Origin of the sequence: Planctomyces sp. SH-PL14 (genome assembly GCF_001610835.1) — a bacterium.
Taxonomy (GTDB): domain Bacteria; phylum Planctomycetota; class Planctomycetia; order Planctomycetales; family Planctomycetaceae; genus Planctomyces_A.
This window is the reverse complement of the sequence record NZ_CP011270.1, coordinates 3,333,946-3,359,437: the sequence shown is the minus strand read 5'-3', so window position 1 is coordinate 3,359,437 and position 25,492 is coordinate 3,333,946. Positions and strand designations below refer to the sequence as shown.

Genomic DNA, 25,492 nt, shown 5'->3' with positions numbered 1-25,492 from the left:
GACTTTGGCCTGCGGGGCCGGCCGCCTGGTGACGGTCCGGCCTGCTCGAGAGTCGGGGGGACTCGAACGCTTACACGTCCGGCCAGGGCTGCGAATCGGTTTGAACGGCGGCCGCGGCGGGCTTGGCCTTGGCGGCTTCTTCCTTGGCCTTGAGTTCCCGGTCGATCCGCGGGAGGAACCAGGCCAGGACGATCCACGTCGCGATGCAGACCGGGAGGGCGAAAGCCATGACTCGCCGGCCCTGCTTCTTTTCGATCGATTCCTTGAGCGTCGGCTTTCCCTTGCCGGTCGCCAGGTACTCGTCCTTGGTCTTCCGCATCCCGCGCTTCATCACGCCGTACAGGACGACGGCCATGGTCAGGACGACGACGAGCACGACGCTGATGGCGATCACCGCCAGGGTCATGCGGTATCCCATCCAGACGCTCAGCGCGCCGATGAGCTTGACGTCCCCGCCGCCGCCGCCGCCGACCATCCACAGGAGGAACAGGATTCCGAACCCCACGACGAACCCGCCGAGTCCGTTCAGGACTCCGGGGAAGCCGTGGAAGACCCCCTGGTAGATCCATCCCAGCGCGAATACCGGGAGGGTCAGCTTGTTGGGGATTTTCATGAACCGCTGGTCCCAGAACGCCGCCACGAGCGTGAAGACCGCCATGGCGCAGGCAAGGACGAGCGATGAGGTAGACAGGTCGGCCATAAACAACGGGATCGCCCCGCTCCGAACAGATTTCCGAGATTGTCTGGCAAACCTATCACACGCTTCCGGCAGGCACTGCGAATGTTGCGAAACCGTTACAGGTTTCGTTTGCGAGACGGTCAAGCTGCCATCGTGCAACGAAAATTCCGGATGTTGCGGCTCTGCATCGTGCCCGCCGGGAGGCCGCTCAGTCGCTACAACCAGTCAAATCCCTGCGACCGTCGTGTTGCGATTTCGAACGGGGTTTGCGCTCGTCGGTGGGCTCCCCGCGCGTCACCCGGCGCGGGCGCATCGGAGTTCACTGGCCCCTCGCCTCCTTGCCGCGCAGATACCGTCCGGCCCCGTTCCGGCCCCCCGATCCACCAGCGGCAGCAGCGGATTCAACGGGACACGGGGTTGACAGGACCGGAGCGAGTGGAAAGGCTGATGCCGGCGGGCCGACGGGCGGGCCCCCAACGATCCTGTGCGCGGCTTTCGATTCGAGACGGCCATCGAATCCGGAGGCTGGTCTGGAGGGCGGGTCATGGTCAGTCGATGTCCCAAGTGCGACCGGCCTCTGCCCGATGCGGCCTCCCGGGAGCTTCCGTTCGATCCGTCGGTGACGCAGACCCGCTCCACCTGTCCCGTCTGCGACGAGCCGGACGAAGGCCGGACCGCCACCTATCACGGCACGGCCAGTATCGAGTCGATGCAGGTCGCGCACTTCCGCCTGCTCAAACGCCTCGGGCAGGGCGGGTTCGGCGAGGTCTGGCTGGCGAGCGACGACCACCTCGGCCGCGAGGTGGCGCTCAAGCTGCCGCGGGCGGCCGGGACCGATTCGGAGAACCTCCTCTTCGAGGCCCGGACGGCGGCCCGCCTGCAGCATCCGAACATCGTCTCGGTCTTCGAGGTCGGGGAGGAGACCGGACAGGTCTACATCGCCAGCGAGCTGATTGACGGGCTCACGCTCCGCGACTTCCTCACGGCCGGCCGGCCGTCGATCGTCCGCTGCGTCCAGCTGCTCCTCCCCGTGGCCCGCGCCCTGCACTTCGCCCATCAGCACGGCGTCGTGCACCGGGACATCAAGCCCGCCAACATCCTCCTGGACAAGGCGGGCGAGCCCTACATCGCCGACTTCGGGATCGCCAAGACCGCCGCCTTCGACCCGCTGCAGCCCCCCGAGGGGCAGGTGGTCGGCACCGCCCGCTACATGTCCCCCGAACAGGCGGGAGGGCGGACCCAGGCGACCGACGCGCGGTCGGACATCTATGCCCTCGGCGTGACGCTCTTCGAGATGCTAACCGGCGAGACTCCGTTTCGCGGAAACAACAGCGCCGTCCTGTTCCAGAAGGTCTCGGACGATCCCCCCTCCCCCCGGACCTTCGACATCCGCATCCCCCGGGACCTGGAGACGATCTGCCTCAAGTGCCTCGAGCGCGATCCGGACAAGCGGTTCGCGACCGCCCAGGACCTGGCGGACGAACTGGTCCGTTTCTCCTCCGGAGAGCCGATCCGCTCCCGGCCGATCTCCCGTGTGGAACGGACCTGGCGATGGTGCCGCAAGCGGCCGGCGATCTCCGGGCTCCTGGCGAGCACGATCCTGAGCCTGGCCGCCGGGTTGATCGGCGTCTCGACCTTCTGGCGGAAGGCGGAGGCGAACGCGTCGGCGGCCCGGCTGTCGCTGTACCACTCGTGGCTGAACCTGGCGGCGAACCATCTCGACAACGGCGACATCCTGGGGGTGCGGGACATCCTCTCCCGCATCGCCGCCGATCCCGAGATGTCCCGCTTCCGCGGGTTCGCCTGGGGCTACTTCGACACGGTCCTCCGCCCGCTCCACTCCGTGGCCAACGCCGGCGGCGCCGTGGAGGCGGTGGCCCTTTCGCGGGATGGCGGCCTCTCCGCCGCGATCGGCGAGGGAGGGGAAGTCCGCGTGTGGGACTCCCGGACCAACGACCTGATCCGGACCCTGGCGGGAGACCCCGAGCAGCCGTTTCAATCGGTCGAGTTCTCTCCGACCGACGCGCGGCTGGCGACGGGAGGGAAGGACGGCTTCGTCCGGCTGTGGGAACCGCTGGCTGGCGAGCGGATGGTGAGGGAGATGCGGCATGGCCCGCGGATCCGCCGCGTCCGCTTCTCGCCGGACGGCCGCCGGGTGCTGTCGGTGGGCAACAAGGGGGCGGTGCGGCTGTGGGAGGCCGCGACCGGGAACAAGCTGGCCGAGATCCCGACCGGACAGCAGGCCGTTCCTTCCGATGCCCGCTTTTCCGCGGACGGCGGGACGCTCTTCGTCGCCACGGAGGCGGGCCAGGTCCGCGTGTGGGACGTCGAGGCGGCCGTCGGTCAGGGAACGGGAGAGGTCCCCGTTCCAATCCGCCAGTTCACGCTGCGTCCGAACCTCCGGTGCCTGGCCGTCTCGCGGGATGGAACGCTGATCGCGGCGGGGGACTTCAACGGCGTCCTGACGACGCGCTCGCTTTCGACCGATGAGGTTCTCTCCGGCCAGATGGCCTGGGGCCGGATGGACGCCCTGGAATTCGTGGCCGGGACGCACATCGTGGCGGTGGCGGCGAATGACGGGCAGATGCACTTCTACGACATCGACAGCCGTCAGGAACAGCAGGTGCACGATACCCACGGACTGACGGTGGGGACCCTGGCGGCGTCGGTGGACGGCCGCGCCCTGGTCCTCGGCAGCGGCGACGGCAGCGTGACGATCCTCCGTCCCGAAGGGCTGGATGTCCCGGAGGTCCTGTGGTACGGCGAACAGCCCGACCCGGAGGAGGAGGACCGGACCGACTCGCCCCCCGTCCGCAGCCTCCAGTGTCTTCCGGACGGCCACCGGGTCGTGGCGGCCTACGACTCCGCCGAGATGCGGGTGTGGGACCTGAAAACCGGACGCTGGACCCCGCTTCCGGGCGATCCGGAGCGGACGGGGCGCCTCGTCGTGCTCCAGCCGAGAGGAGGGCTGCTGGCGACAGTCTGGAACAAGCCGGTCGTGACGCTCTGGAACGCCGAGACGCTCCAGATCGAGCGGGAGTTGCCGACGCAGCCGACTGGGGCGGTGGCGATCGGCTTCTCCCCGTCGGGGCGGTTGTTCGGGTGCGCGGGGCGGGGGGGGCCGCTGGTGCTCTACGACGCGGGGGACTGGTCGAAGCCTGTGCGGGAGATTGCCGCGGGGCCGTCGGAGGTCGCGGCGATCGCTCTGGCGGCGGACGACCGAACGGTGGCCGTGGCCCGCGTCGCCCGGACGGTGGAGCTGGTGGACGTGGGGAGTGGAACGACCCGCGAGGTGATCCCGCTGGACGAGGCTCCGACGGCCCTGGCCTACTGCCCGGACGGCACGCTGGCGATTGCGACGGGGGCGGGGGACCTGCTGTTCTGGGATCCTGCGAGGGGCCAGACCCGGGCGAAGATCAAGGGGCACACGGGACGGATTCACGGGCTCGCGGTCCTGCCGCACAGCACGACCCTGGTCTCGGCCGGCCGGGACTTTCAGTTGAAGCTGTGGGACATTCGGTCGGGCGAGCTGATTGCGCCGCTGCGGGGGCACTTTCGCCAGGTCTTTTCGGTGGCGACCGAGGCGGACGGCCAGACGATTGTCTCGGGAGGCCTGATTGGGGAGATTCGCGTCTGGCGGGCAAAGCCAGTCCAGCCGATGAGCAGCCCGCTAAAGCCGTTTGTTGAGTAACGGTGCTCTCGATCGTATAGTACCTTCGCTGGGCGCCTGCGTTGTGGCTGCTTTTCGTTCGATCCGGGCTCTGTTGAGGATGAATGCTATGCCTGCTCGTAAGCTCGTCGAGGGACCGCGGGGTGGTCGGTTCCGCACCAACACGACAATCCCTCTCGTCTTCGGACGCGAGGGAGCCCGTTATCGGATCTTCAACACCGGGGATGCTCCGTTCGATGTTACGACCGCCAACAACGCTATGGGCAACCCGATTCTGGTCTCCATACTCAACGGCTGTTCCATCGATCTACTCATCAAGGACGCGGCGATCGGCCTGAAAGTTGTCCCTTCCGGTAACGCTGAGGGAGTTTACGAGATCATTCAGCCAGACGCCGAGATTCGCCCAGGGCGACTCAAGGTGAGACAGGCGTCGGCCGCGACCGAACAGCTTGTCATCTCAATGCTGCCCCAGGTGAACACGACCACGACACCGAAGGCTTTGTATCGGTTCTTCAACGCCGGGAAGAACGAATTCAAGGTGATCATGAGGACTGCTGCGACCGCGGTCGAACATTCGCTTGGCGCTGATCAGTCGATCGACTTCGAGGTTCCCGGCACAGGAGCACATCGAACGGTTTCCGTTCTGGGACTTGCGGGTGGCGGGGGGGGGATGCCTAAGCCGTACGAGGCTTCCTACGAACACCTCCGCGATGTTCCCTGAAGAGAAACCCGTCCGAAGCTGGGACGGAGGCCGTACGCTCCTTCTGACAGGGTGTCCGGACCGAAAGCATGTCAAGGAGCGCAGGTTCAAACTCACGCGCGTGTGAAATCTGTCGCTTTCCTTCCAACTGGGGAGCTCCACGGTGGCAACCTTCGATCCCGACGAGAAGTCCAAGGTGACGCGACGGGCGTTTCTTCAACACTCCACCGCCGCGCTTTCCACAGCCAGTGCTGTTGCACTGATCACCTTGAAGACCGACGCCCTGGCGCGGCCGGTGATCCAGCCTCTCGCCGTCCGCGAGAACGGGATGGGGGCGATGCCCTACCCGTATATGAATCCGTAAGGAGAGCCGTTCGTGGCGTTCGCGAATGTGCTTCTCGTCGCCGGGTCGGCCAACTTCTCGACGCGCGATGTCTGGGACGGATACCGCGTGGCGCTGGAGCAGGACGGGGTCCGGGTCGTCCCGTATCCGACGTTCTCGTTCCTCAAGGTCCTGAGTCCCGACGCCGTCGGTAACGACATCCTGGGGACGGCGCTCGACGTCGCCAACGAGATCGACAGCGTCGTCTTTGTCGACGGCCTGTATTTCCGCGGGGCCCGGGCCCGGATTCCGCTCTCCCTGCGGCGGGCCGGGATCCCCACGGTCCTGGTCGCCACGGACGACCCGTACGAGACGATTCCGGACGTCGAGTCGCTCTATACCTATCGCTTCACGAACGAGATCCGCTCCGCGGTCCGCGGCGCGGAGTACCTGCCGACCGCAACCCTCCCCCTGCCGGACGTCCCCCGCTTCCCGCGTCCCCCCTACGACCTCTCGTTCCTCGGAACCGTATTTGAGGACCGGCTGCCGATGCTCCTGCGGATGGCGGAGTTCTGCGAGCGGGAGGGGCTGCGGTTCCTGGTGGCGGGGAAGATCGTGGGAGGGACCGAGCCGTTTGAATCGTTCGGCTGTACCGAGGTCCGGCAGCGGACGATCGAAACGATCGAGAAGTGGGAGATCTACTCTCAGTCGCGGGTCACCATGAACCTGTTCCGGACCTCGGAGCAGCCGGCCGACTCCCCCAGTCCGCGGGTGTTCGAGGTGACCGCCTTCGGTCAGGCCGCTCTCCTGACCGGCCCCGACCGCCCCGAGGTCCGGCGGATCTTCGGCGACAGCGTCTACCACTTCGACGACGCTGACTCCGCGTTGGCGGCGCTCCGGGAAGCGCTCCGCGACGAAGGGCGACGGATCGAAAAGGTGGAGCGGGCCCGGCGGATCACGCTCGCCGGACACCTCTACGAGCATCGCGCGCGGGGGCTGATCGAGAGCGTCCGGCGGGGCGAAGCCGAGTCGTCCGCGGCAGCACCATCCGAGGAGCGGCTCGCCTGGATCATCGGCTGCGGCCGGACCGGATCGACGTGGCTGGCGGAGATGCTGGGGGACCTCCCGCGGATCCGGCGATGGCACGAACCGTACTTCGGGCGGTTCCTCAAGCACGTCGAAGACGAGCCCGGGGAACTCGACCGGAAAGCGTCGTTCTTCGTGCGGCGGCATCAGCCGGTGTGGGTGGAGGGGCTCCGGCGGCTGTTCTTCGATATGGCCCGGGCCCGCTTTCCGCAGTTCGGCCGGCACGCCCTGGTCGTCAAAGAGGTCAACACGCCCGAGCTTTACCCCTGGCTGCGGGCGATCTTTCCGCTCGGCCGGGTGATCCTGCTGGTGCGGGACCCCTTCGACGTGCTCGACTCGTACCTCGATCTCCAGAAGCCGGGGAGCTGGAACGAGTCCTTCTCGGACGCGGAGGACCGGACGAACGCCGGCGAGCCGGACCTGGCCGCGGTGCGGCGGTCCGCGGAGCACATCCGCGACACCACGCTCCTGGCGGTCAAAACGTTCGAGAACACGCCGCTGGAGCAGAGGCTCCGGCTGACCTATGAAGAGCTCCTGCGCGACCCCGTCCCCGGGCTCGTGGCCTGCGGCGAACTGCTGTCGATCCCCGTCGACGCGGAGGTCGCGCGATCGGTCGTCGAACGGTTTGCCTTCCAGAAGTACCAGCAGACCGGTCCGCTCCAGTTCCGTCGGCGGGGCCAGGCGGGGGTCTGGAGGACGTCCGAAAACTTCACGCCAGCCGTACGTGCGATTGCCGACGAAGTCCTGGGCCCGCTGCGCGCCCGCCTCGGTTACGGCGCCTAGTCAGAGTGCGGCCGTTACTGTGAGCGCGGCGGCTGGAACGCGCGCGTTGCGGGGACAAGCCTTGTCGGCGGCGGGACACGGCGCGGAGAAATGCGGTAAGCTGCCGCTCCCGCTCCCTTCGCTGCTTCTCTTTTCGATCGAGGCCCGCTCGTGCCGACGACCGTCAACGGAATTGGAACGCACTACTATGGCAAGAGGAACCGGAGCGTCCGCCGCGGGCAATGCCGCAGCTGCGGGCACGTCGGGGATCTCGCCAGCTACGACACCCGGCTGTGGTTCGTGGTCATCTTCATCCCGATCATCCCTCTGGGCCGCAAGCGAATCATCGATGACTGCCCCTCCTGCCGCCGGCACTACGCCGCCAAGGCGGACGAGTTCGCGATCGCCAGCCAGCTCACCGTCTCCGAGGGGAAGGACCGCTACCAGTCCGAGCCGACGGTCGACAACGCCCTCGACGCGCACGCCCGGATGCTGGGGTACCATCAGCACGATGAGTCCGACGCCTTCCGCAAGGAGCTCCTGGAGCGGTTCCCTCAGGACGCCGGACTGCGGGCGGGGCTGGCGAACCATCTCGATCAGGTGGGCCGGTACGATCTCGCGGCCGCGCTTTACGCCGAGGCGCATGGATTGGAGCCGGAGCTCCCCGAGGCCCGCGTCGGTGTCGCCTTCGCCCGGATGAACGAGGGGAAGCTGGAGGAGGCGCGGCGTCTCCTGAGCCACCTCGAAGCGCCGGGGGCCGGCCAGGTCTATTCACTCGGGCCGCTGGAGACGCTGGCGACTCTCTACCAGCAGCGGAACCAGCACGAAAAGGCGCTTGAGCTCTTCCGCCATCTCCTCAACGAATACCCCGACGCGGCGCAGCTCCACGGCGTCCGCAAGATGGTGCAGGTCTCTGAGAAGAAGCTGAAGGCCCGCGAGAGCATTCTCCCGAGCCGGGAGGAGAGCTGGCTGGGGATCTTCAACCCCTGGAGCCGCGGCTACTCGTCAGGCCAGAAGTGGGGGGCGTTCCTGGGGCTCGTGGGGATCCTCTTTGCCACCGGGATGGCGCTCTACAACGATCAGATCCGGCGCAATCGAACGCTCCACATTGTGAGCGGGCTGACGAAGCCCGTCACGGTCCAGGTCGACAACGGACCGCCGTTCGAAGTCGCGAAGCAGGGGACCGTCACGCTTCCCGAGGGGGCCCACCAGGTCAACGTCAGCGGGCCGGTCCAGGCGGCCTACAACGTCACGATGGAGGCCCCGTACTGGAGCCGCTGGGGAAGCAAGCCGGTGTGGGTGGTCAACGTTGCCGGGACCGCCGGGCTGATCGAGATGCAGTACCACTACGCCCGCAACCCGACGCCGCCGACCTGGACGCACCTCATCGGCCAGACGTTCGTGGCCCGCCCGCACATCGATTACCCGTTCGTCGATCCCCCCGACTCGCTGCCGATCAAGAAGCGGGACGGGTTCGTGACGAAATCGGGGATCATCGTCGTCGACGCCGACCCGCAGCAGCTCATCCAGCACGTGACGGCGCCGGACGATGCGCTCGCGTTCCTGGAGACGCACCTGCCGATGCGGCCGGAGGACGCGATGCTGTTTCACGAATACGAAGAGCGGCTGACGACGCTCAAGAAGCAGGACCGCGGCGAGACGTTCCTGAAACCGGGGCTCGACCGCAAACCGGTCGAAGTCAACTGGCACCGGACGTACCAGAACCTGCTCGAGTCGCAGGGACGGATCGACGACCTGCGGACCGAGTACGACCGCCGCCTCGAGGCGGAGCCGGATAGCGCGATGCTCCTGTACCTCCGCTCCCGCTTCGAGGGGGAGGCTAAGATCCGGCGGGAGTTCATGACGAAGGCCCGGGACGCCGATCCCGAGAACCCGTGGCCGCACTTCGGCCTCGGATTCCAGGCGGCGATCGAGGGGGACTGGCCCTCGGCCCTGACGGAGCTTCAGGTGGCGAACGCCAAGGGGCTGGATCCGGATCTGTCGCAGCGGATGATCACCCTGGCCCGCCTCGGAAGCGGGGAGTCGGCGAAGATCGTCGAAGAGAGCAAGGCGACGCTGGCCAGTACGCCGATGGACATCGCGGCGCTCTTCGGCCTCATCGACGCCTATGTCTCGACGGGCCGCCTCGCGGAGGCCCAGCAGGAGCTGGATGCCTGGAAGGCCCAGCGGCAGGCGATCCTCTCCAGCATCGCTCCGGTCGTCGAGATGCTGCGGCTGCACATCCTCTACGGCGGGGCGAACTTCACGGAGTTCCAGCAGGCCCCGCCGCCGGGGAACGATACCGTCGTGCAGCGGTATCATGCCGCGTTCCACCTGGCGAACGGCCAGCCGGGGAAGGTCGCGTCCGATCCGCTCCTGGCTCCCAAGGACGAAATGCCCTGGGACGCTCTGGCGCTGTCGGTCGCGTATCACCTCGCCCATGACGACGTCGAGTCGGAACGATGGCTCGCGAAGGCGTGCGAGCGGTTCAAGACCCGCGGGGCCGAGGAGCGGATGGCGGCGGCGATGCTGACGACGCTCGATCCGCCGGATTTCGAGGCGGTCCGGGACCTGTCGCTCGAGCCGTCCCAGAAGCTCCTGTTCCTCTGCGCCGTGGCGCAGCAGTTCCCGGCGCTCGCGCCCCAGGCGGGCGAGCTGGCGGCGGAGCTGAACGTCACCAGCGTTCCGCCGTACCAGCTTGTCCGGAGCGTGTTCCCGGCCAGCAAGGGGGCAACGACCGATGCGAGCAAGAAGGCCGCAGCGGAGAACGAGACGAAGAAGGAATCGGGCACCTGACTGGGTGTGTTGGACATGGACAACTGAGAACTGACGACGAAGAACGCTCCACGGGCGCCCATGAATCGCGAGGACTTCGACAGGCTCGTTCAACGGCTCGAAGCGAAGTACGCCCATCGGCCCGGCGCCCTTCGGTGGCGGGTCGTGCTGTGGGTTGTGGCGGGGTACGTCGTTCTGTTCGGATGGCTGATTCCGCTGCTGATCCTGGGAGGGATCGCTCTCTTCGGAGGAGCCGGTCTCCTGCCCGCTCCGGCGGCCTGGCTGATCGTGGGGGCGGTGCTGTTTGCCCTGGGGCTCGTCCAGACCGCGCTCCTCCTGAGCATCCGCGTTCCCGCTCCCAAAGGGGTGGTCGTGACGCGGACCTCCGCCCCCGGACTCTTTCAGGAGCTGGACCGGCTGAGCGAGTCGATCCGCTGCCGGCACTTCCATCGCGTTCAGCTCACGCCCGATTTCAACGCCGCCGTCTACCGTGTCCCGAAGCTGGGGCTGTTCGGGTGGTCGCGGCCGTCGCTCCTGATCGGATGGCCGCTCCTCACGTCGCTGTCGCCCGCGGAGGCGCGGGGCGTCCTGGCGCATGAGTTCGCACACCTGTCACGGGAGCATGGCCGCTTCGGTCACTGGCTGTACGGTCTCAACGAGATGTGGGGCCGGGTCATCGGGCAGCTCCAGACGGCGGAGCAGTCGGCGACCATCCGGAAGTTCCTGGGAGTCCTGATCTGGGGCCTCAACTGGTTCTGGCCCCGGCTGCACGCCCGGATGTTCCTCCTGAGCCGGGCGGCAGAGTATGAGGCGGACGAGCAGGCGGGGGAGACGGTCGGCTCGGAGCACCTGGCCCAGGCGCTGTGGCGGATCGATTGTCTCGACTTCGTTCTCCGGGACGAGTTCTGGCCCGAGATGCAGCGGCTCGCGGCCCGGCAGGCGGAGCCTCCGGACAACATGCTGCGGCGGATGGACGAGACGCTCCGGCAGGCGCCGTCCGACGAGGAGGCCAAGCGGTGGATGACGGAAGTCTGTCAGGCGCTGACGGACCAGGCGAACACCCATCCCTCCTTCTCCGACCGCGTCGGCGCGATGGGGTTCTCGGCGGACGACTTCCGGCGGGCGGGATTCCCCGGGGCCGCGCGGGGGACGGCCGCGGCCGCGTTCTTCAGCACGGACGAGCGGCAATTCGAGGCGGAGGTTTCGAACTTCTGGAAGAGGGAGTTGCTGGCGGACTGGCGTCGGCGGCATGGGCGTTCCTCCACCCTCAACCGCCGCCTGTCCGATCTTCCGTCGGCGCCGGTGGATGCCGTCGAGACCAGTCTCGACGTGGGGGTGCTGTGGGAGCGGGCGCGGATGGTTGCCGACGTGGAGGGAGTGCCGGCGGCGGAGCCGGTCCTCCGGCAGCTCCTGGCGGTCCAGCCGACGCACGTGTATGCCAGCCTGATGCTGGGACAGCACCTGCTCGACCGCGATCCGGGAGAGGGGATCCGGCTGTTGCGGCGGGTCATCACGAGCGACCGGGACGATGTCATTCCGCACGCCAGCAACATGCTGATGGAGCACTTTCGCCGGACCGGGGCGCAGGCCGAGCTGGAGGTGATCCGAAAGCACATGGCTGCCTTCGAAGTCGAGGCGGCGGCGGCCCGGAAGGAGCGGGGGATGGTGACTGCGGCGGATACGTTCGAGCCGCACGACCTTTCGCGGGACGAGCTGGCTCCATTGCGGGAGGTTCTGCGGCAGCAGGCGGAGCTGGGGAACGCTTGGCTGGCGCAGAAGGGGCTGGAGCATTTCCCGCATCGGCGGCTGTTTGTCCTGTGCGTGGAGGCGCGTCGGGCAGGGTGGTGGGGCGGGAGCGGGGAGAAGGATCAGGCGCTCGCGTCGCGGTTGGTTCCGCTGGTGCGGTTGCCGGGTCAGGTGCTGGTGATCGCGGCGGGCGGGGCGCTGGCAAAGATCGCGAAGAAGGTCCGGCAGGTCCCGGACTCGAGCATTCACGAGCAGGGATAGGGCCTCGACTGTCAGGACGGCGAAGAGCCGGGGTCAAGCGGGAACCCCTTGACCCCGGAGGCGCTTCCCTGCGGAACGGTCCAAGCTATCCACGGCGTTCGACGCGCGCGAAATCTCCCTTCGGTCCCGACCGCATCGCCGGTATCCTTGAGAGAGTCCGCAACCTCTGCGTCCTGCCCGAGTCCGCAATGTCGACGAATCTCGATAGTGTCAAGAAGGCTGCCATGGAACTGTCCGAGCAGGACCGGGCGCGACTGGCGGACTCGCTGCTGGAGACGTTGCCGGATCTCGATCAACAAGCGGTCGAAGAGACCTGGGCGAGCGAGGTGGAGCGTCGATCGCGAGAGTTCGACGAGGGGAACGTGACGCCGATTCCCTGGAGTCAGGTTCGGGAGGCCGCCAGAAAGGCCGTCGCTCCTCATGGCTGAGACGCTGTTTCTTCCGGGGGCGGAGGACGACTATCGATCCGCTCTTCGGTGGTACGCCGAGCAGGGGCCTCATCTCGCGGACGCCTTCGAGGTTGCGGTCGACGAAGCTTTATCGAAGATCGCGAGCGGCCCGCATCGCTTTGCCCGGTATGACGAGCGTCATCGATGTTTCCCGATGCGCCGGTTTCCCTATGCCCTGATCTACCGCAGCGACGGCGATCAGGTGATCGTCGTCGCTGTGGCTCATGGCAAGCGCCGTCCGGGCTACTGGAAGAAACGGGGCCAGTAGCGCGGACTCTCACTCCGCCGCGAGCGGCCGCTGTGTGTCAACGCTGGCCGGGCCGGGGCCGTTCGCCATCAGGAACACCATCGTCCCCATCATCGACAGGTTCTTGAGAAACTGGATCATCTGCATCTGCTGCTCCTGACCCTGGAAGTTCCAGAAGTCATGGAAGTAGTACGTCGCCAGGGCCAGGAACGTCAGCAGCAGCGCGGCACCGAAGCGGGCCTGATAGCCGAGCAGCACGGTCACGCTGCCGACCATCAGGAACAGGATCGCGCCGCCAAGGAGGAGCTGCGGCGCCGGGACTCCCTCAGAGGCCATGTAGCTGGCGACGCCGCTGAAGTTGGGGATCTTGTTCCCCACGGTGCTGAGGACAAAGATCGTGACGATCATCAGGCGGCCGAGGAGCGTGGCGGCGGAACGAAGAGGCTGGTTCATGGCGATGGTCTTTCTCGGAAGGGGAAGTCGGGTCGGAATCGGTCCGGGGCAGTGGCGAAGGAGCGGCAGTAGAAACGAAAGCGGCGGCACGAAGGTCGTGCCGCCGCGGGAGTGGAAAGGTCAGGGAAGGTCGAACACCATCACTTCGGCATTCGTCGAGGCGGTGATCGTGAGGTCCCTGAGATCGCTCACGGCCGCGCCGTCCGAAGTCTCGAGTCCGATACCGTTCAGCGCGACGGATCCGCGGAGGACCTGGATCCAGGCGTGCCGACCGGCATCGAGCGTGTGCGTCACCGGAATCCCGGCATCGAGGGTGCCGAGGAAGATCCGGGCGTCCTGGTGGATGAGGAGCGACCCGTCCGCCGCGTCGCGGGAGGCGACGAGACGGAGGCGGTTATGCCGCTCTTCTTCTGCAAATCGCTTCTGTTCGTAGCTGGGGGTGATCCCCTTCCGCTCCGGCAGCAGCCAGATCTGGTACAGGTGGACCGGCTCGGTCTTCGACGGGTTGAACTCGCTGTGGGTGATCCCGGTCCCGGCGGACATCCGCTGGAACTCGCCGGGGCGGAGGATTTCTCCGTTCCCCATCGAGTCGCGGTGCTCCAGGGCCCCTTCCAGGACATAGGTCACGATCTCCATGTCACGGTGCGGGTGCGTCCCGAAGCCGCGGCCGGGGGCGACGAAGTCCTCGTTCATGACCCGCAGCGAGCGGAACTGAACGTGGTCCGGGTCCTGGTAGGACGAGAACGAGAAGGTGTGCCAGGTGTCGAGCCAGCCGTGGTCGGCATGGCCGCGATCCGCCGCCCGGCGGACGACGATCGACTGGTTGCCGGCGACCGGCGGGAGGGTGTTGGGAGTGCGCTGGACGTTCATGGTCGAGCTCCTGGGAAAGGCCGCGTCAGGAAGTTCCTTTCGCGACAATTGTTTACCGGTGAACTATTTGTCTAAAAAAACACGCGGGCGAACTCACGACTCGGGCGAGGTTGTCCCGAGCGGGACCCGGGCCTTCTCCAGCAGCTGAACCAGCTCCTTGAGTTCGGTCCGGGAGAGGTGTCCCAGAAGGTCGCGATGCAGTTCGAGCACCGGCTCGTCCAGGTCGGTCAGGAGCGAGCGGGCCTTGTCGGTCAGGTCGACGTACACCACCCGCCGGTCGGTTTCGCACCGGCGGCGGGTGACCATGCCGGCCTCCTGCAGGCGGTCGATGAGCCCCGTGATCGCCGGGACGACCTGGATCATCCGGTCGGCGATCTCGAGGCTCGGGAGGGGTTTCCCTTCGCCGCGGAGGATCCGGAGGATGTTGTACTGCGAGGAGGTCAGGCCGTACTCGCGGAACAACCGGCCGAACCGGTTCTGGAACTGATCGCTGGCGCGGAGGAGGTTGAGCATCGCTTCCTGCTCGAGGGAGGCAAAGGGCCCCCGCTTCTTGAGTTCGCTCTGCAATCCTGTCCGCTCCGCCATCTGCTTCACCTCTGCATGAAAGATTATATGTCAACTATCGTCTTGTCAACAACAGTCTCTGGAGAGATTTTGCCGGGGGAATCCGGCCGGCCCCGGGAGCAGATTTCCTTCTGGCTTGGCGGCCGATTCGGCGAGAAAGCGGAGAGACGGGGGAGCGGGACGGAGGGGAGGCCGTGGCGGCGTGCTGGGAGAAAGTCGGCGGGTTCCGGTTGTGCTGGCGGGGCCCGGGTCGCGGCAGGGTTCTCCGCGATGCGATGGGAAAGTGAGCCGCGGGACCCGTTTTCCGTCGCTTGGACGCGGGGCGTACGGCAACCCTGCTACCACCGCACCATCGTGCATCCGGACCGGCACACTCTGCCGGACGGGCTCAAAACCATGCGAACCTGAGCCTTAAATCCCCGATAACTTCGGCGTGGATCGCGAACGGCCCTGCCGCCCTGGCGGGAGGGGAGTCGCGTCGCAGGGAGGGGCGACAAAACGTGTTGGAATCCGGAGTGTCATCTTGGCGCAGTCACACCTCCCCGTGCGGCATCTGATTCGCCAGCTCGAGCAGGAAGGACACGAGCCCGGTCTGACGGTTCCCTCCTGGCTGGCGGGCTTCATCGACGCCGCCGCGCAGCTCTTCGAGCCGTTCCGCGGGGTGGCCCGTGCCGGCTATGAGTGCTACCACGTCGGCAACGAGTGGGAGATTTCGCTGTACCTCGGCAGCAGCGAGACGATCGGAGGGGCCCTCGACGGGCAGCTTTCCCCGGTGAATTTCCGCTTTGACCTGAAGGGGCTGCTGAACCTGTTCGACTCCGTCAGCTCTTATGTCTGGAATGCCCTTCCGGACACGGGGGAGATGTTCGACGAAGAGCCGATGGTGTCGTTCATTGCGATCGAAGGTCTCAAGGCGGGTCAGACGGTCCGGCTGCAGCTGCATGCGACCGCACCTGGCGAATCGGGACCGGGTCTGCGTGAGTATGGTGACGGGCGGGTCGAGCTGGTGTGAGCCATCGTGCGTCGGCTGGACGGCGATCGGGTATGGCGCCCCAACCGGGTCCAGGGGCACCCTGGTGGGGAGTGCAGAGGGGCAACGCCCCTTTGCCCGCCGGAGGCCTGGCCGTCGCGGGGTATCTGAAGGAGCACGTGTCCAAACGCGGACACCGTGCCGTATTCCCCCTCACCAACCCGCAGGGATTGTGAAGCGAACTGTGTAGGTAGAGGGAGTCCTCAACGCCGGTTCCACAAAGGGGAAGTCCGTTGTGTACCACGGTTCCTCACCGGAATGCCTCCGGCGGCAAGGGGGCGTGGCCCCCTTGACCCCAGGCTGCCGTCGCACGTTGGGTTTGAGCGGGCATCGTCGAGCCGGCGACGAAATTGTTCGAGCCAACGGGACGAGGCTTTGCCCCTCTTTCACTGAACGCCGTTCGGCGATTGCACGCCCGCCTCAGCCCGCTTCCGGCGGAGGCGGTGCAATCGGAGCCCGGCTCCGCATCCGCATATTGAGCAGCTCCACCGCCAGCGAGAACGCCATCGCAAAGTAGATGTACCCCTTGCTGACCGGCGTCCCGAACCCTTCGGCCACGAGCAGGACCCCGATCAGGATCAGGAAGCTCAGGGCCAGCATCTTGATCGTCGGATTGTTCTCGACGAAATGGCTGATCCGCGTGGCGAAAAGGATCATGACCATCATCGCCAGCACGACGGCGGTCACCATGATCCACAGCTGCTTCACCATCCCGAGAGCGGTGATGACGGAGTCGAGCGAGAAGATGATGTCCATCACCGCGATGTTCGCGATGACGCCGTAGTAGCTCGATCCCCCCGCCGACCGCTCCGCTTCACTGACCCCCTCCACCTTGTGGTGGATCTCGCGGACGCTGTGCCAGATCAGGAACAGTCCGCCGACGATCAGGATCAGGTCTCGGGCCGAGACCCCGTTGACGTCATGCTTCATCTCCTCCACCTTCCCCGCCGTCCCGCTCGCCGCGGCGTGGACCCATGAATCCGGAATCCCGAAGTCGGACCAGTGGAACAGCGGAGCGGTGAGCCCCATCAGCCAGCTCAGCGAGAAAAGCAGGATCAGCCGGGTCACGAGCGCCGCCAGAAGCCCCATCTTGCGGGCGGACGACTGCTGATGCTCCGGCAGCCTGGCCGACAGGATCGCGATGAACACGATGTTGTCGATCCCCAGGACGATCTCCATCGCCGTCAGGGTCGCCAGGGCAATCAGGATTTCCATGTGGAGGAGGTCTGGGGACTAGGGACGAGAGACTAGGGACAAGAGGACCGAGAGGCTTCGGTGCCTGGCTGATCACGGAAAACTGACGACTGACAACTTCGTCAAACCAGAAACCGTCGGTGGCCGCCGGTTTCGAACTCCTTGAGCTGGGCGTTCATCGTCTCCAGGATCGCCTTGCGACGCTCGGTCCCCGCCACGGGGCGGCCGTTGCTTTCCCGGACGTAGAACACGTCCAGCACCTGGTCGAAGTGCGTAGCGATCTTCGCCAGGTCGATCGACAGGTCGAGGTCGAAGATCGACTTGGTGATCGTGTACAGGAGCCCCGGGGCGTCGTGGGCGAAGACGTCGATGATCAGCTTCTCGTCCGTCGAGTCGCGGTCGAGCTTTACCTGGTTGGGGAGGTTCGAGACCGGGGGCCGGCGCCGCTCGCCGAACCGGCGGTGCTTGCGGAACAGGTCCTCGACCGTCGTGTGGCCGAGCAGCACGTCCCGCAGCGACATCGCGACTTCGCGGATCCGGTGCGGGGGGACTTCCCCCTCGTAGTCGCCGTCCTTGACCCGGAAGCCGTCGACGACCACACCCTGGGCGGTCGTGTTGATGTTCGCCGCCAGGATCTCCATCCGCTTGGCGGTCAGGACCCCGGCCATCTTGTGGAAGCAGCCGGCGGTCGCCACCGGGTTCCGCGTAAAGACGCGGTAGTCCACGGTCCCGGTCTGCGGGTCGTAATTCCCCGTCACCTCGATCGCCTTGTCGTCGAGCGACTGCAGGATCTTGAGGTCGGATGCGACCTGCTCGGCGGAAGTCGAGGTCAGGTAATAAGGGGTGCACTGGCTGAGCTGATGGTGGACCCAGTCCGGCGCGTCCGGCTCGGCCGCTCCCTCTTCGCGGGGAGCGCCCTCCGGCGGCGGGGGAGCGGACTCCGAAGCCAGCAGCCGCACGACCTCGTCGCGAACCTTGCGGAGGCGTTCGGTCTGGTGGAACTGCTCATGGCAGCCGGTCAGGATCACGCTGCAGCGGTCGTAGACTTCGTCGAGGAGTTCCGCCTTCCACTCGTTCCAGACCCCCGGACCGACGGCGGTGACATCCGCGGCGGTGAGGAGGTAGAGCATCGTCAGCGTCTCCGGCGTCCCGACGAGCCGGGCGAACTTCATCATCAGATCCATGTCGGTGATGTCGCGGCGGAACGCGATGTGCGCCATCTCCAGGTGCTTGAGCACCAGGAACATCACCTGCTCGGTCGACTCGCGGGGAAGGAAGAGCCGGTTCCCGATCCGGTCGGCGATGTCCCGCCCTACTTCGCTGTGGTCGCGGTCGAATCCCTTGCCGACGTCGTGCAGCAGGATCGCGAGGTGCAGCACCTCCTTGTTGCGGACCGAGCGGTAAGCCGCGCCGAGCGGACCGGTGTCGGCCTCGAAGCCGGTCATGACCTCGACCGCCCGCAGCGTATGCTCGTCGACCGTGTAGCTGTGGTACTGGTTGAACTGGAGCAGGCAGCGGACGTGCGTCACGTCCGGGATAATCGCGTCGAGGACTTCGGTTTCGAACATGCTCCGCAGCAGCGGCCCCAGGCGGAGCGGATAGCGGAGGACCTCGACGAACAGGCCGGCGGTTTCCTGCGAGAGGGCGGCTCCGGTCAGGCTCGGGATGCGGACCTTGATCGCCTCCTCAATCTCCGGAGAGAGGTCGACACCGTGCATCGCCGCCAGACGGTAGGCCCGCATGATCGACGTGAGGGATTCGACGACCCGCGGCAGATCCTTGCGGCGGGCCTCCACCCCCTGGTCGCTCACCCGCAGGACTCCATCCGCCCGGTGACCGAGGATCAGACTCTTGGTCTGGGTCAGGATCGTGGGGTGGAGGTTCCGGCGGGAGAAGCGGCGGGCGATGTTGGCCACGCGGGAGGTGTGCCGGAAATACGTCTGCATGAACTTCTCGACCAGCCGCATGTGGGCCGCTTCGTACCGGCCGTCGTCGCCGGAGATGCGGAGCTGGTCGTCGCGGAGCAGCACGTCCTGGGCCCGCCCCATCTCGAAGTGCAGGTCGAACCTGATCCGCGTCAGGAAGTCCCAGGCGTCCCGCAGATCATACGACTCTTCCTTGGTGAGCGCCCCCTTGAGGCGCAACTGGTCGAGGTCGCGGACGCCGTACGCCGCCTGCCCGACCCAGCGGATCAGGTGGATGTCCCGCAGTCCGCCGAGCGAGGTTTTGACGTTCGGCTGCAGCTCCTGCACGCCGCCGCCGCTCTTCTCCCATTCGGACTTCCGGCCGTCGATGCACGACTGGATGAAGGCCCGCTTGCGGCGCTCCAGCAGCCGCTGGCGGAAGCGGCGGATCGTGAGCTCCGACAGGGGGGCCTGGCCCCACAGGTGGCGGGCCTCGACGAGCGAGGTGCAGAAGGGGACGTCCTGGGCCGCGAAGGCGATCGTGTCGTCGATCGAGCGGATGCTGTGGCTGAGCTTGAGGCCGCAGTCCCAGCACGCCTGGGTGATGTCGGTCACGGCCGCCCGAAAATCGGCCGACGTCATGCCGTCGAGAAACAGGATGTCGAGGTCGGAGTAGACGCAGATCTCGCCGCGGCCCGTCCCCCCGACCGCAAGGATCGCTCCCCCTTCGCGGATCCGGTTCTGGACCTCCGCGGGCCGCGTCGAGAGGACTTCTTCAACCAGCTCGAGGAACAACTTCTCCGAGCCTTCGCACAGCGTCGTGGCGAGTTGCATCCCGTTGACGCCGGAATTGAAGAGGCCGCGGATGCGGGCCCGCAGTTCGGTCACGCGTCCCTTGCGGGCGGCAAGAAGCTGGGCTGTGTTCTCCGGGGCAATCTGGTGCATGGCAACGGCTTGAGGTCAACGTCCGCGGAGAGCGCACGCGACCGCGGACTGGCACTGTACCGGCCCGGCCCACACCATCCAAGACGACCGCCCGGCACGGGAAGAAGAGAACGGTCCGCGACGATTGCGATCGCCGCGAAGTTCAGATCGGGGCCAGCACAGGCTCCGTCGCCCGTCTCACTCCGATAGAATCAGGTCCCGGCCCCACCCGTTTTCCGACGTTCGCCTGCATGTGCTCCGAAGACTCGACACCCGACGTGCCTCCCGAGCCCTCCCGCCTGGGCCCTTGGCAGGTCCTTGTGCGGATTCCCTCCTGGATCCTGATCGGCCTGGTCCGGATCTATCAGTGGACTCTCAGCCCGATCATGGGGCGGGACTGCCGGTTCCAGCCGACCTGCAGCCACTACTTCATCGGGGCGGTCAACAAGTACGGAGCCGTGCGAGGGGCTGTCAAAGGGATCTGGCGGATCTGTCGTTGCAACCCGTGGGGTGGGAGCGGGTACGACCCGCCGTAATGCACCGCTGGTGGCCGCGCACCTTGAGCCCGCTCCGCCCCCTGTCGATTGCAGGCTGGGGGAGACGTTGTCGCTGCCGCGGTCAACACCCTCTCCGTCGGACCTGCCGGCTCCGAAAAAGAACCGGGGTCCCATGGGAAACGGGCGAATCGCACGGCCGCGATGACGGGCTTCGGGGTGGCTGCCCCGCTATCGCAGCGGGAGAGGAGTGTCCGCCAGCAGGATCGGCTTGCGGAGTTCTTCCTCGTTGAACAGCGACTCAACCGGAGGATGTTGGATGAATGAGATGGCCTCCGCCCAGGTGAAGTCGTAGGCGACGATCGAACCCATGAGGTTCAGGACCGCGTCGGCCACGACGACGGAAAAAAACAGACAGGTCACGACCAACAATTCGCCGAACGGCGGTACAAACTTCATAAGAGGCCCTCTATGAAGTGAAGTGACGTGAGCCGCAGCTTATGCATCATGTTCAGGAAATGTGAAGAGAAAAAACGGCCCCCTCTCCGGAGAAATAGACACCGCGCCTATCGCGCCGGAACAGTCGCTTGTTTTCCTCCACGGCCGGTGCCAGCCTATCGGGGAAGGCCGCCGTCCGCGGCGGATCGGCCCCCATGGCACAACATGGCTCACCAGCGCGACATGCACCACTTTCTCTCCGGTCGGCTCTCTGTCGGTCTGACCCTCGCGGTCGGCGTTGCGGCGGCCGCTGCCGAGCCGACCGATCCGCTGCCGGAGGTGCCCGTCGTCCGAAAGCTCCCCCCGGACGCCAGGACCCTCGTGACGACGTCGGACGAGATCCCGCAGGAGTGGCGGATCACGACCGAGGCCCCCGCCGCCGGCTGGGAGAAGCCGGACTTCGACACCTCCGGCTGGAAGCTCGTCCTCGGGGGGATCGGGTATGGCGATCCCCCGGGCTCGAAGGTCCGCAGCACGTGGCGGAGCGAAGACGTCTGGGCCCGTCGGGAGTTTTCGCTCTCGTCCGCTGAGATCACGGATCTGTGGCTCCGGATTCACCATGATGAGGATGCCGAGGTGTACCTCAACGGGGTCAAGATCGCGCAGACTCGCCGGTTTACGACGGCGTACGTTCACCTGGATGTGCCGAAGGACCGCGAGTCCGCACTGAAGGTCGGCCGCAACGTCCTGGCGGTCCACTGCCATCACTCGGGCGGGGGGCAGTACATCGACGTCGGCCTTGTCGACTGTCCGACCGAACCGCACGAGTAACCGCGGTGTCTCCGCCGGCGCCATGCTGACAGTCTCCCCCGCCGTTCCCGACGATCTTCCGGCTCTCCTCGATCTGACCCGGCTCTGCATTGTCCGAATGCGCGAGCAGGGGATCGACCAGTGGGACGACATTTATCCCGATGAGGCGCTGTTCGCCCGCGACGTTGCGGCGGGGACCGTTCACCTGCTGCGGGATGGCGAAGCGGTGATCGGCTGCGTCACGGTTGACGCGTCGCTCGATCCGCTCTGGAACGACATGGACTGGTCCCGTCCTGACGCGGGAGCCTCGGCGGTGCACCGGCTGATGGTTCATCCAGACCGGCAGGGACAGGGGCTGGCCCGACGGCTGATGAGCCGCGCGGAGGCGATTGCCCGGGAGCGGGGTTCGCATTCGGTGCGGCTTGATGCGTTTCTGGCGAACCCTGCGTCGCTTCGCCTTTACGAGTCGCTTGGTTACCGGCGAACGGGAGTGGCCCGGATGCGGAAGGGGGAGTTCGTCTGTTTTGAGAAGCTGATGTGAGATCGGCGCAGGACTCTTGCCGGTACGACGTTGCTCGCTCAAACCCAACGTGCGACGGCCGCTGGGGTCAAGGGGCCAAAAAACAACACAGGCCCCTTGCCGCCGGAGGCATTTTCGTTGAGGTACCGAGGTACACGACGGATGTCCCCTTTGTGGTACCGGCGCTGAGGACTCGCCGCTCGCTCTGGAGTCCCCGCGGGTTGGTGAGGGGGCATACGACACGATGTCCGCGCTTGGACACTCGCTCTTTCAGAGAGATCGAGACAAGCCAGGCCTCCGGCGGGCAAGGGGGTGTGACCCCCTTGCATCCCCCACCAGGGGTACCCCCTGGACCCCGCGAGGAGACGAACCGCGATGGGCTGCGTATGATGGGCACGGCGGCCCGCATATCCCGCGGAGCCAACCAACAGAGGTCAGAGACAACATGGGTGTGGCAAACGAACCCGCCGCGCGGGTAGTGGACATCGACGGCATTCGGCTCCACCTCGGACACGCCGACACCACCGCGGGCGAATGGATCGGACAGGCCGAAGTCCTCAAGCAACTCCTCGCCTGCTGGCTCGTCGTCGACGCCCGCGACCTCCCCCTCACCCCCCGCCTCGTCGGCGCACCCGGGATCGGCAAGACCACCCTCGGCATCGCCGCCGCCCGCATCCGCAAACAGGACCTCTACATCTACCAGTGCACGGCCGACACCCGGCCCGAAGACCTGCTGGTGACGCCGGTCCTCGCCGACAGCGGCAAGATCCAGTACCAGGCCTCCCCCCTCGTCACCGCCATGGTCCGCGGCGGCGTCTGCATCCTCGACGAAGGGAACCGGATGAACGAGAAGTCGTGGGCCAGCCTCGCCCCGCTCCTCGACCACCGCCGATACGTCGAATCGATCGTCGCCGGCATCACGATCCGGGCCCACGAGAACTTCCGCTGCGCCGTCACGATGAACGAGGATGACTCAACCTACGAGATCCCCGACTACATCCTGAGCCGCCTCCAGCCCTCCCTGGCCCTCGGCCACCCCGCCCGCCAGGACGAACTGGCGATCCTGCAGTACCACCTGCCGTTTGCCGACAGCGAGATGCTGAACCTGACCGTCGAGTTCCTGCAGCAGGCGCACGCCCTCAAACTCGACTTCTCGACCCGCGACGGCATCAACGTCCTGCGGTATGCCCTCAAGCGGATCGCCGCCGATCTCAAGCACCCGCTCGGCAAGGACGTGGCGTGGCAGGAGTCCCTCCAGGCCTGCCTGGGCGACGAGGCCCTCGACCTCCAGCGGCTCGCGGAACGCAAACGGCAATCGCTCGGCGGCAACGCGCTCCCGATGGGCCTGGGAGACTTCTTCTTCGACCCCAAGAACCCGCTGCATCCGGATTACCAGGATGAAGACGAGGATGAAGACGAAGAGGATGACGAGTGATCGAGGGAGCGGCTGCGTGGAGGAGTGTTTGTCGGGCTGAGGTTCAGCCACAGATGAACACAGATGCACACGGATAAGATCGGCCCTCGCAAGCCGTGGCTTGATGCCTCCGCGTGTCTACTTGTGCGCCGGCCGGCGGATGCCGGCCTTCTCGAAGACCTTCGCCATCGCCCTGTACGACTTCTCCGCGGCGGCGATCGGATCGTAGTCCGGCCGGCCGGAGAGCTGGGCGCTCACTTCGCAGCAGACGTCGCCGCGATAGCCGCCGTCGAAGAACAGCCGCAGGATCCTGGCGAAGTCGATCGCGTCGGACGATCCCGGGAGGTCGAAGGTGATCTTATCGCCGGTCTTGATCGCGTCCTTGACCGCCATGTGAGCCGTCCAGGGGAGCGACTCCTTGACCGTCTCGTCGATCGGGAGATCGCGGTAGGCGTAGTGGCTGTAGTCGTACACCATCCGCAGTCGCGCGGGCTTGCCGAGCTGCTCAAAGAGCCAGATCGCCTCGCTCGGCTGCGACATCCCGCCGCCGCGATGCGGCTTGATGGCGATGGTCGTCTGCGTCTCGTCCGCCAGCTTCACCCAGTCGGTGAGCCGGTCCCGCAGCGTCGTCTTGATGACGTCCCACTTCCCGCCTCCGAGGACGGTCTGGATCAGCGGGGGCGAGTCCGGGACGAGGTCGTGACTCATCTCGACCACCTTCCGCAGCCGCTCCATCGCGACGGCGTGCTGTTTGTCGTCGGCGCTCGGCGGGAGGTTCTCCATGAGGGCCGTCAGCTTCAGTCCGCTGTCGGCGAGCCGCTTACGGACCTCGGTCCTTCGCGCGGCGGGCATGTTGGCCGGCGCCGAGTCCCATTCGGGCATCGTGGCGATTTCGGTCCCGTCGTACCCGATCCGGGCGATCGCGGCGAGCGCCTCCTCGAGTCTGAGGGACTTCATCCCGTAGTTGCCGATGCTGAGCGTCATCGTCCCGGTCTCGGCCGCCTGCGCACCGCGACCGACAGCGAGAGCGGCCAGAGCCAGCAGGGTCTGACGACGGGAGAGACGCGGATTGCCCACAGCGATGTTCCGATCCTGCATCTCACCCGATTCCAACGAACGCATCGGCCTCTCCTTCCAACTCTCAACCGTCGACTCTCAATACACCGCTCGTTACTGCATCCGCTGATATTGCGGCTGACCGCCCCAGCCGAGCTTCCGCCGCAGCGTCGCGTAGTAGCTGTGGCCGGGGACGCGGACGAGTGGAAGTTCCGTCGCCGCGCGGCGGATGACGATCCGGTCGCCGCGGGAGAGCGGCTCCTTGATCTGGCCGTCGATCACCAGCATCACCCCTTCGGGGGCGCGGGGGACGGAGAGCATGTATTCGTGTTCGGCGCTGACGACGAGCGGACGGTTCGTCAGTGTGTGCGGGCAGATCGGTGTGATTACGAAGGCGTTCAGGTTCTGCTCCAGGATCGGCCCACCCGCCGAGAGGTTGTGGGCCGTGGAGCCGACTGGCGTACTGATGATGACGCCGTCCGCGCTGTAGGTCGTCGCCCGCTCGCCGGCGATCCAGAATTCGATTTCGATCATGGCGAGCGCCGCCGCGCAGGAGATCGTGGCTTCGTTGAGCGCCAGGTAGCTGGAGATCTTGCCGTCGGCGCGGTGGTGTTCCACGTCGAGCATCACGTGGCGGGTGATCTTGAAGTGCCGGGTCTCGAGCCGCTCGATGTTCAGCAGCAGCTCTTCCGGCGAGAGGTCGGCGAGGAAGCCGAGCCGTCCCAGGTTGATCCCAAGCAGGGGAATCTGCTTGTCATGGAAGTGCCGGCAGGCCCGGAGGATTGCCCCGTCGCCGCCGATGACCATTGCCAGGTCCGCCTCGGGGAGATCGGGTGGGGGGTCGTCTTCGGTCGCGACCGCGACGATCTGGAGGTTGGGCCGGTCCGCCAGTGCGGGGGACATCTGTTCCCAGGCGTTTCGGACGTGGGGTGCGGAGTTGCGGGCCAGGACGATGATCCGCAGGGGGTTGGGCATTCCACGCTCGAAGGGGCCGCACTCAGGGGATGGGTCAGGGCATGATAACGGGGCGTTGAACCGCGGACAGGCCGGGCGGTGTGGCGGACGGAGGATCCATCGCACAATTCGCCGGGGTCCAGGGGCTCGCCCCTGGTGGGGGATGCAAG

The 25,492-nt window shown here is 66.5% G+C and carries 22 protein-coding genes; 13 read left to right on the top strand and 9 right to left on the bottom strand.

Annotation, left to right across the window (positions count from 1 at the left end):
- Nucleotides 1-70: 70 nt before the first annotated feature.
- Complete coding sequence (locus tag VT03_RS13045; RefSeq protein ID WP_075093374.1) at nt 71-700, bottom strand: prepilin peptidase; 630 nt, start codon at nt 698-700, stop codon at nt 71-73.
- Nucleotides 701-1,223: 523 nt separating this feature from the next.
- On the opposite strand from VT03_RS13045, the gene VT03_RS13040 reads away from it, so the two are divergent.
- The 8 genes from VT03_RS13040 to VT03_RS13005 all read left to right on the top strand — a co-directional run bounded on the left by VT03_RS13040 (nt 1,224) and on the right by VT03_RS13005 (nt 12,718).
- On the top strand, nt 1,224-4,370 hold the full coding sequence (locus VT03_RS13040; RefSeq protein WP_075093373.1) for a WD40 repeat domain-containing serine/threonine protein kinase: 3,147 nt from the start codon (nt 1,224-1,226) through the stop codon (nt 4,368-4,370).
- An 88-nt stretch (nt 4,371-4,458) separates the two neighbouring features.
- Nucleotides 4,459-5,070 carry a hypothetical protein gene (locus VT03_RS13035; RefSeq protein WP_075093372.1) on the top strand — a complete coding sequence of 204 codons (612 nt, stop codon included), beginning with the start codon at nt 4,459-4,461 and terminating at the stop codon, nt 5,068-5,070.
- A gap of 142 nt (nt 5,071-5,212) precedes the next feature.
- Entirely contained in the window at nt 5,213-5,413 is a 201-nt protein-coding gene (locus tag VT03_RS13030) for a hypothetical protein (RefSeq protein ID WP_075093371.1), read from the top strand.
- 12 nt (nt 5,414-5,425) lie between these two features.
- On the top strand, nt 5,426-7,240 hold the full coding sequence (locus VT03_RS13025) for a glycosyltransferase (protein WP_075093370.1): 1,815 nt from the start codon (nt 5,426-5,428) through the stop codon (nt 7,238-7,240).
- 150 nt (nt 7,241-7,390) lie between these two features.
- Nucleotides 7,391-10,015: a tetratricopeptide repeat protein gene (locus VT03_RS13020; protein ID WP_075093369.1), complete on the top strand. Its 2,625-nt coding sequence runs from the start codon at nt 7,391-7,393 to the stop codon at nt 10,013-10,015.
- A 60-nt stretch (nt 10,016-10,075) separates the two neighbouring features.
- Nucleotides 10,076-12,001 (top strand): M48 family metallopeptidase, encoded by a 1,926-nt coding sequence (locus VT03_RS13015; protein ID WP_075093368.1) that lies wholly within the window; start codon nt 10,076-10,078, stop codon nt 11,999-12,001.
- Nucleotides 12,002-12,189: 188 nt separating this feature from the next.
- Nucleotides 12,190-12,429 carry an addiction module protein gene (locus tag VT03_RS13010; RefSeq protein WP_075093367.1) on the top strand — a complete coding sequence of 80 codons (240 nt, stop codon included), beginning with the start codon at nt 12,190-12,192 and terminating at the stop codon, nt 12,427-12,429.
- Nucleotides 12,422-12,718 carry a type II toxin-antitoxin system RelE/ParE family toxin gene (locus VT03_RS13005; RefSeq protein WP_075093366.1) on the top strand — a complete coding sequence of 99 codons (297 nt, stop codon included), beginning with the start codon at nt 12,422-12,424 and terminating at the stop codon, nt 12,716-12,718. The genes VT03_RS13010 and VT03_RS13005 overlap by 8 nt, the downstream gene beginning before the upstream one ends.
- 9 nt (nt 12,719-12,727) lie before the next feature.
- On the opposite strand, the gene VT03_RS13000 is transcribed toward VT03_RS13005, so the two are convergent.
- The 3 genes from VT03_RS13000 to VT03_RS12990 all read right to left on the bottom strand — a co-directional run bounded on the left by VT03_RS13000 (nt 12,728) and on the right by VT03_RS12990 (nt 14,605).
- Nucleotides 12,728-13,150: a DoxX family protein gene (locus tag VT03_RS13000; protein WP_075093365.1), complete on the bottom strand. Its 423-nt coding sequence runs from the start codon at nt 13,148-13,150 to the stop codon at nt 12,728-12,730.
- A gap of 120 nt (nt 13,151-13,270) precedes the next feature.
- Nucleotides 13,271-14,020 carry a pirin family protein gene (locus VT03_RS12995; protein WP_075093364.1) on the bottom strand — a complete coding sequence of 250 codons (750 nt, stop codon included), beginning with the start codon at nt 14,018-14,020 and terminating at the stop codon, nt 13,271-13,273.
- A 93-nt stretch (nt 14,021-14,113) separates the two neighbouring features.
- Entirely contained in the window at nt 14,114-14,605 is a 492-nt protein-coding gene (locus VT03_RS12990) for a MarR family winged helix-turn-helix transcriptional regulator (RefSeq protein ID WP_075097099.1), read from the bottom strand.
- Nucleotides 14,606-15,107: 502 nt separating this feature from the next.
- On the opposite strand from VT03_RS12990, the gene VT03_RS12985 reads away from it, so the two are divergent.
- Nucleotides 15,108-15,596: a hypothetical protein gene (locus VT03_RS12985; RefSeq protein WP_156514463.1), complete on the top strand. Its 489-nt coding sequence runs from the start codon at nt 15,108-15,110 to the stop codon at nt 15,594-15,596.
- Nucleotides 15,597-16,034: 438 nt separating this feature from the next.
- Here the strand turns inward: VT03_RS12985 and VT03_RS12980 are convergent, their stop codons facing one another.
- Both VT03_RS12980 and glnD read right to left on the bottom strand, forming a co-directional pair.
- Complete coding sequence (locus VT03_RS12980) at nt 16,035-16,829, bottom strand: TerC family protein (RefSeq protein WP_075093362.1); 795 nt, start codon at nt 16,827-16,829, stop codon at nt 16,035-16,037.
- A 101-nt stretch (nt 16,830-16,930) separates the two neighbouring features.
- Complete coding sequence (gene glnD / locus VT03_RS12975; RefSeq protein ID WP_075093361.1) at nt 16,931-19,657, bottom strand: [protein-PII] uridylyltransferase; 2,727 nt, start codon at nt 19,655-19,657, stop codon at nt 16,931-16,933.
- A gap of 299 nt (nt 19,658-19,956) precedes the next feature.
- Here glnD and yidD point away from each other — a divergent pair, with 299 nt between their 5' ends.
- Complete coding sequence (gene yidD, locus VT03_RS12970) at nt 19,957-20,172, top strand: membrane protein insertion efficiency factor YidD (protein ID WP_231870653.1); 216 nt, start codon at nt 19,957-19,959, stop codon at nt 20,170-20,172.
- 189 nt (nt 20,173-20,361) lie between these two features.
- On the opposite strand, the gene VT03_RS12965 is transcribed toward yidD, so the two are convergent.
- Nucleotides 20,362-20,589, bottom strand: coding sequence for a hypothetical protein (locus VT03_RS12965; RefSeq protein WP_156514462.1), 228 nt, complete (start codon nt 20,587-20,589; stop codon nt 20,362-20,364).
- A gap of 204 nt (nt 20,590-20,793) precedes the next feature.
- Here VT03_RS12965 and VT03_RS12960 point away from each other — a divergent pair, with 204 nt between their 5' ends.
- The 3 genes from VT03_RS12960 (at nt 20,794) to VT03_RS12950 (ending at nt 23,333) form a co-directional block, all read left to right on the top strand.
- The gene (locus VT03_RS12960; protein WP_075093358.1) at nt 20,794-21,399 is read left to right on the top strand and encodes a hypothetical protein; all 606 of its coding nucleotides are present in this window, start codon (nt 20,794-20,796) and stop codon (nt 21,397-21,399) included.
- Nucleotides 21,400-21,421: 22 nt separating this feature from the next.
- Nucleotides 21,422-21,919 (top strand): GNAT family N-acetyltransferase, encoded by a 498-nt coding sequence (locus VT03_RS12955; protein ID WP_075093357.1) that lies wholly within the window; start codon nt 21,422-21,424, stop codon nt 21,917-21,919.
- 424 nt (nt 21,920-22,343) lie between these two features.
- A complete protein-coding gene (locus VT03_RS12950; RefSeq protein ID WP_075093356.1) occupies nt 22,344-23,333 on the top strand; it encodes an AAA family ATPase in 990 nt (329 codons plus the stop codon).
- A 117-nt stretch (nt 23,334-23,450) separates the two neighbouring features.
- On the opposite strand, the gene VT03_RS12945 is transcribed toward VT03_RS12950, so the two are convergent.
- Complete coding sequence (locus VT03_RS12945; protein WP_082846172.1) at nt 23,451-24,434, bottom strand: sugar phosphate isomerase/epimerase family protein; 984 nt, start codon at nt 24,432-24,434, stop codon at nt 23,451-23,453.
- A 48-nt stretch (nt 24,435-24,482) separates the two neighbouring features.
- On the bottom strand, nt 24,483-25,343 hold the full coding sequence (locus VT03_RS12940) for an NAD(+)/NADH kinase (RefSeq protein ID WP_075093354.1): 861 nt from the start codon (nt 25,341-25,343) through the stop codon (nt 24,483-24,485).
- Nucleotides 25,344-25,492 lie beyond the last annotated feature (149 nt).